Consider the following 6,147-nt stretch of genomic DNA (forward strand, 5'->3'; position numbering starts at 1 on the left):
GTAGGCGCTAATGGCCCGCCTGACCTCAGTGCTTGGTGATCTTGTCCAGATACCCCATAGCAAACGCCGAGATCACAAATGTCATGTGGATAATCACGTACCACATCAGGTACTGGGGCTCGATGTTGCGCGCGTCCATAAACACCCGCAGCAAGTGGATCGAAGAGATCGCCACAATCGATGCCGCGACTTTCATTTTCAGCGACGTGGAGTCCATCGTGCCCAACCAGCTGAGCTTCTCTTTGTGCTCGTCGATATCCAGTTGCGAGACGAAATTCTCATAACCCGAAATCATGACCATGACCAGCAGACCGCCCACCAGCGCCATGTCGATCAGCGACAGAATGACCAGGATCAAGTCCGACTCAGATAGCGCAAACACGTTCGGGATTACGTGAAACACTTCCTGGAAGAATTTCAACGCCAGCGCCAGCAGGCCAAGCGACAAACCAAAATAGATCGGCGCCAGAATCCAGCGCGAGGCGTACATTGCATTTTCGATAAAGCGTTCCATTGAAACTCACAGGAAGTAAAAAAATGGGCGCGAGTATATCAGCGGGAATTCACCAGAGATAAAGCCCCGGACACAGTCTGTAAAAACTTTTTCTGCTAGTGTCCACCTACTCGGCATCGTTTACGGACAGGAAACCTGAAGAATGGATCTGCGATTCCCCTTGGCTGGTCTCGGACTCTCATTGGTGCTGCTCGCCACGGGAGGCTGCTCACCGGATGACCAACACCCGCTCGCCAGCCTGGAAGAAAGAACCGCCCAATTCGAACAGAACCTCGACACCATCAAAGACCAACAACTGAAAGATGCCGTAGCGGACCTCGGCGGGTCGCTGCTGCTGTTGGAGCGCGCGCGGCTCAAACTGCAAGACAAACCGGTTGAAACCGAATACACCACCGACGATCTGGCGCTGCTCAATCACTACCCCAGCATTCAGGCACTGACGGACACTTACATCAACGGCCTGTTTGTCCTGCGCAAAAATGCCAGTTCAGACTACCTGACGGACCTGGAGCCCGTGTTCCCCTTCCCGATCAACAGCGCCTCAGAATTCCCTTTCCCCCACGCACTGGAATGGCAATCCGTCACCTTGAGCAATAAGCAAGACGTGCCGTTCCAGCCCGAGTGGTCCGAAACCGATCCCGGCATTCAGTTGAGCCCCTCCAGCGCCAACCTGAGCAACCCGGACGACCTGACCGTCACCTACCCTTACATCGACGGGGTTGAAACCGAAAACGTCCAGCAGCCGCAACCGGTGATGCTGCATGGCAAGGTAGAAGTCATTGCGCCGGGCAAGGTCGTACATTTCAAGCTCAACGGCAAAGACGTGGGCCAGACACGGACCGATGGCACCATCAGCGTGACCCTGTTGGCGCTGGGCAACAACTTCGCTGAAGTCGAGATTCGCAACAGCGCCGCGCCCGCCAAGGCCGTGGGCGACACTGAACTGAACCCCTTGATCATCCAGGCCCGCGATCAATCAGGCCAATTTCTCTCGCGCGCAGGCTCGATCAACGAAAATGCCGAGCAACTGGCGTTTTACCAGCAACAACTGGCCGAGATGCTCAAGCAGACCGCCTGGAGCGAAGCGTTCGAACGGCAGTTGGCAGACGAAGAGAAAGCCTTTGAGCAACAACACCCGAATCACTACAGCAAGGTTTACTTCAACGGCAACGTCGACGCGCTGGACATCAGCGTCATGGACTTCTCCAGCGCCACGGTGACCCGCAAAGCCCTCGACCTGCCCGTGCGACGGCTCGATAAAAACATGACCAGCAAGGAGGTTCAGCCCCTGCCGCTCTCGGTCGTGGTGTACGACGACCAGGCGCCCGCGTACCTGAAAAACGCCAACCTCGACCCTGAGCACTTCATAAAGACCGTGATCATCACCCAGTCCATTGACGACGCCAGCGCAGCGACGCTGGAGTTCAGCCACCCGCCGACCTTCAATGACGAGTTGGTCGGCACGCTGCCCGACGCCTCCGATGCCCCGGTCACGTTCTTCGCTGAAGACGACAATGGCAAACGCAGCGAGCCGCTGGAGCTGCCAGAAGAAGCGTTCGATGTGGACCCGCATACCGGCGTTATCACCTACGACCTGAACTTGTTCCCGGAAACCCCGGCCTATGCCATTGGCTCAATGCCGATGTACATCGCCGCCGTAGACAAACAGACGCTGAGCATTGAGCACCTGCCCACAGGGCTGGAGCTCAAGGGCAACGCACTCATAGTCGATCAAAAGGCCTTCCCGTCGGATGCATGGCGCTTCTACGCCAAGGACGACACCGGCAACTACCTGAAAGAAGTGCTGGCCGTCAGCCACAGCGCGGAAGCAGAAGGCCCTGCGCTATTTGACGTGCATTACTTCTATGGCCAGCCGACCCAACTGGAAAGCTATGCCCGCACTGACCTGACGCCTGTGGAGTATGGCTTTGAGGTCAAGCTCGACAAGGTGCCCGACGTCAGTCCGCCCCATTGAACCCTGCCATCAACGAGACGCGTGACAGCGCGCTCCGTTGATTTGCCGCAACTGGGCCTGCACATGCAGGCACCAGATCTGCGGATCGTCCGCTAGCTCATAGCCATGCAGCGTCAAGCTTTCGACGATGGATTCAAGAATGGTTTCAGCCGCAAACGGGCCGGGAAACGGGCCTTGGGACTTAATCGTGGTGGGCTGCTCGCCCGCCAGACCGGCAGCAAACAATAACGTCCACATACCGGTGCCCCCTGCAAGGGGGCGTACGCTGCATTCAATACGCGTGACCAGTCCCAGGCATTGGCGGGTAAGACAAAGGTTGCGCGACATGGCGGCGACCCTCGGTGGTTCCTGTATTCAGCCGCACACAACGGGCTGCATCGTTCCAGTGACGACAGTGGAGGTCCTTGAGCTGAGAATAGAAGAAAAACGGCGCCCGCAAAGGCGCCGTGACCAACGGAGGGTAAAACGCGTAACCACCGCAGAGGGCTCTAGACGGTTTTTTTAGCCGCCAGGGTTTCGGCGATCAGTTCTTTTTCAGCCTCCTTGAGATCCTCATCGCTGATCATTTCCGCAATCACCCGCAGGCGTTCGACCACCCGCGCATTCACGCTGCCTTCCGGGAACTGGCCTTCGGCATCCGGCTCACCCGCAGGCTCACCTACCAGCAAACTCAGGGCTTCGTCCGCCTGACGCACCGCGTACACGTGGAATTTGCCCTCGCGCACGGCCTGCAGCACTTTCTCGTCGAGCATCAAGGTGGCCACGTTGGCCTGGGGAATGATCGCGCCCTGCTCGCCGGTCAGCCCACGGGCCTCACACAGACGGAAGAAGCCTTCAATCTTCTCGTTGACCCCGCCCACCGCTTGCACTTCACCGAATTGGTTGATCGAACCAGTAATTGCAAAACACTGCTTGAGCGGCGTTTTGGACAACGCAGAAATCAACGTGCATGCCTCGCCCAGTGACGCACTGTCGCCGTCCACGTACCCGTAAGACTGCTCCAGCGCGATACTGGCCGAGATCGCCAACGGAAACTCCTGTGCATAACGGCTGCCCAGATACCCGGTCAAGATCATCACCCCCTTGGAGTGAATCGGCTGCCCGAGGTTAACTTCGCGCTCAATGTCGACGATTCCGCTGCCACCCGGGTACACCGTGGCCGAAATCCGCGCCGGCACGCCGAACGCTGAATCCCCCACTTCCAGTACAGTCAGGCCGTTGCATTTACCGACAGCAGCGCCATCGGTGTCGATCAGGATGATACCCGCCAGCATGTCATCGAGAATCCGCGCCGATACGCGACCGGTCCGGGTAGCCTTGGCCTTGAGCGCACGTTCGATGTGCCCGGCGTCGGTCATCTCATCGTTGGCCAAATGACGAATGAAATCCGCCTCGCTGACCAACTGGAACAGATCACCGATGCGTGCCGACAACCGCCCCTGATGCTCCGCCAACCGCGCGCTATACGTGGCCAGTCGCGCCACTGCGTCGGCGGTGAGAGGCGCCATGCCTTCTTCAGACGTGCGCGTGGTCAGCAGCTGTGCGAACTGCTCAAGGCTTTCGTCGACCATCGGGATGTCTTCATCGAAGTCCACCAGCACCCGGAACATCTCCTGGAAGTCCGGGTCGAGGTCTTGCAGCGTGTAATACAGCTGACGGGCGCCAATGATAATGACCTTGACCTGCAACGGGATCACTTGCGGGCTCAGGGTGACGGTCGCCAGACGGCCCATCTCGCCCAGCGGCGACTCCATTTTCAGCTTGCGCGATTGCAGGGCGCGCTTGAGCGCATCCCACACAAACGGCTCGCTAAGCATCTTCTCGGCCTCCAGGATCAAGAAACCACCATTGGCGCGATGCAGCGCACCCGGTCGCAACTGACGGTACGTGGTGTACAGCGCGCCCTGATCGGTGCTGTATTCGATACGGCCGAACAAGTTGTCATAGGTCGGGTGCGGCTCAAACACCACCGGGGCGCCGCCACTCATGGGCTGACCGACAACCAGGCTCGGCAGGTACTGCTCTTCCAGCAGCTTGCGCGCCTGGGCATCGGTCTTGCTGTCATCAACCAACTGCTCGACCACGGTTTTGAGCAGGTACACCTGCATGGCCTGCAAATAACCACACACCGCGCCGTTCTCGGCGTACTTCTGCGACAAAGGCGCCAGCAACGGTTGCAGCGCCAGGGTGATGGTTTCTTCGTTCAGGTGGCGCAGCTGGTTATTGGACTCACGCTTCCATTGCGGCAGGCTCGCCAGCTCTTCATTGAGACGCTCTTCGAGCTGCGAAATATCTTCGTGAAAACGCTCACGCTCCTCTTCCGGCAACTGTGAAAACTCGGCTTCATCCAGCGCCTTACCATCGCTCATTGGCGTGAAGGCGACATTACTGCTGTCGCGGTACAGCGCCACGCCTTTTTCCAGCGCCAGCCGTTCGATCACATCCAGCGCACGGTCATAGCGCTGGTTAAAGCCCCGGTCGATGGCGCTTTTGCGCTGTTGATAAGTCGGGTGTTCGAACACCGCCGGGAACGTCGCCAGCAGGTTATCAATCAACCCATTGATGTCAGCGATGAACGCCCCGGCGCCGCTGGCCGGCAACTCCAGCGCCCGTGGCTCGCGCGGGTCATCGAAGTTGTTGACGTATACCCAGTCGCTGGGGGACTTCAGGCGCTTGCCTTCGGCCTTGAGGTAGCGTTTGACGAATGAAAAACGCCCGGTGCCGGGCTCACCCATCACAAAGACGTTGTAACCCGGACGCGGCATGGCCACGCCAAACTGCAAGGCTTCGACCGCACGTTCCTGGCCGAGAATGCCGCGAAAAGGCTCCAGATCATTGGTGGTAGAGAAGCTGAACTGTTCAGCGGAAAACGGACGGGTCAGCGCATCAGGCGCTAAACGCAAGCTGGCAGCAACAGGATCAGGCATCGGGCTTCCTTACATCGGGCGGGGCAGATGGCAGCATTCTGGCGCTGGCTGTACGCCACTGGCAAGGCGCACGATGCGTGAATTCCGGAGGGCCTGCATTTGCGGGATAAAACTGCGCTTGATCAATGATTGTTTTACAAAAAAAGACGGAACCTGCAGAACGTGCCTAGACTCCAAGGTGTTACGCGGCTGGAAGTCATAACTGGCCCGTACTGGCGCTTCAGGGCCAGACACCCTTGTCCATTGGTTGCACACACATAGAGAACAAAGCTATGAAACGGATTCTTCTCGGTACTCTCTTCACTGTTGTTTCCCTCAATGCCATGGCTCAGGCACCCGGTGGCCCAAACTGCGGTTGGGGCAACATGTTGTTTGAAGGCCAGCGCGGCACACCGGCCCACTTCCTGGCGTCTACCACCAACGGCACTTCCGGCAACGCTACCTTCGGCATGACATCCGGCACCAACGGTTGCACCACCAAAGACGCGCTGACTTACGGCGGCAAATCGTGGATTGCCATGAATGGCATGATGAACGAGCTGTCCGAAGACATGGCTAAAGGCAACGGCGAAGCACTGACCACCTACGCGGTGGTATTGGGTGTAGCCCCTGAAGACCGCGAGCATTTTGCTGCTGTCACCCACGAACACTTCCAGGGATGCTCCGATCAACTTGCTGCGCGGCGGCGGCAAGTCGTAATTTGCACGGCACGCAGCGCTATTTGCTCAAAA

Annotated in this window: 5 protein-coding genes; 2 read left to right on the plus strand and 3 right to left on the minus strand. The window is 58.3% G+C overall.

What is annotated here, in order from left to right; genetic code table 11:
- Positions 1-25 precede the first annotated feature (25 nt).
- Positions 26-514 carry a TIGR00645 family protein gene (locus CJF39_RS20700; protein WP_047273583.1) on the minus strand — a complete coding sequence of 163 codons (489 nt, stop codon included), beginning with the start codon at positions 512-514 and terminating at the stop codon, positions 26-28.
- Between the two features lie 142 nt (positions 515-656).
- Between CJF39_RS20700 and CJF39_RS20705 the strand changes: the two genes are divergently transcribed.
- Positions 657-2,489 carry a hypothetical protein gene (locus CJF39_RS20705; protein ID WP_094995112.1) on the plus strand — a complete coding sequence of 611 codons (1,833 nt, stop codon included), beginning with the start codon at positions 657-659 and terminating at the stop codon, positions 2,487-2,489.
- 9 nt (positions 2,490-2,498) lie between these two features.
- Here CJF39_RS20705 and CJF39_RS20710 read toward each other — a convergent pair whose 3' ends face one another.
- Together CJF39_RS20710 and CJF39_RS20715 are read right to left on the minus strand one after the other, a co-directional pair.
- On the minus strand, positions 2,499-2,816 hold the full coding sequence (locus CJF39_RS20710; protein ID WP_094995113.1) for a hypothetical protein: 318 nt from the start codon (positions 2,814-2,816) through the stop codon (positions 2,499-2,501).
- A gap of 161 nt (positions 2,817-2,977) precedes the next feature.
- Entirely contained in the window at positions 2,978-5,416 is a 2,439-nt protein-coding gene (locus CJF39_RS20715) for a Lon protease family protein (protein WP_094995114.1), read from the minus strand.
- Positions 5,417-5,688: 272 nt separating this feature from the next.
- Between CJF39_RS20715 and CJF39_RS20720 the strand changes: the two genes are divergently transcribed.
- Positions 5,689-6,147, plus strand: a 459-nt coding sequence (locus tag CJF39_RS20720) for a DUF3015 domain-containing protein (protein WP_249275405.1), incomplete at its 3' end; no start/stop codon positions are given.

Source organism: Pseudomonas lundensis (assembly GCF_002269125.1).
GTDB classification, from domain to species: Bacteria; Pseudomonadota; Gammaproteobacteria; order Pseudomonadales; family Pseudomonadaceae; genus Aquipseudomonas; species Aquipseudomonas lundensis_A.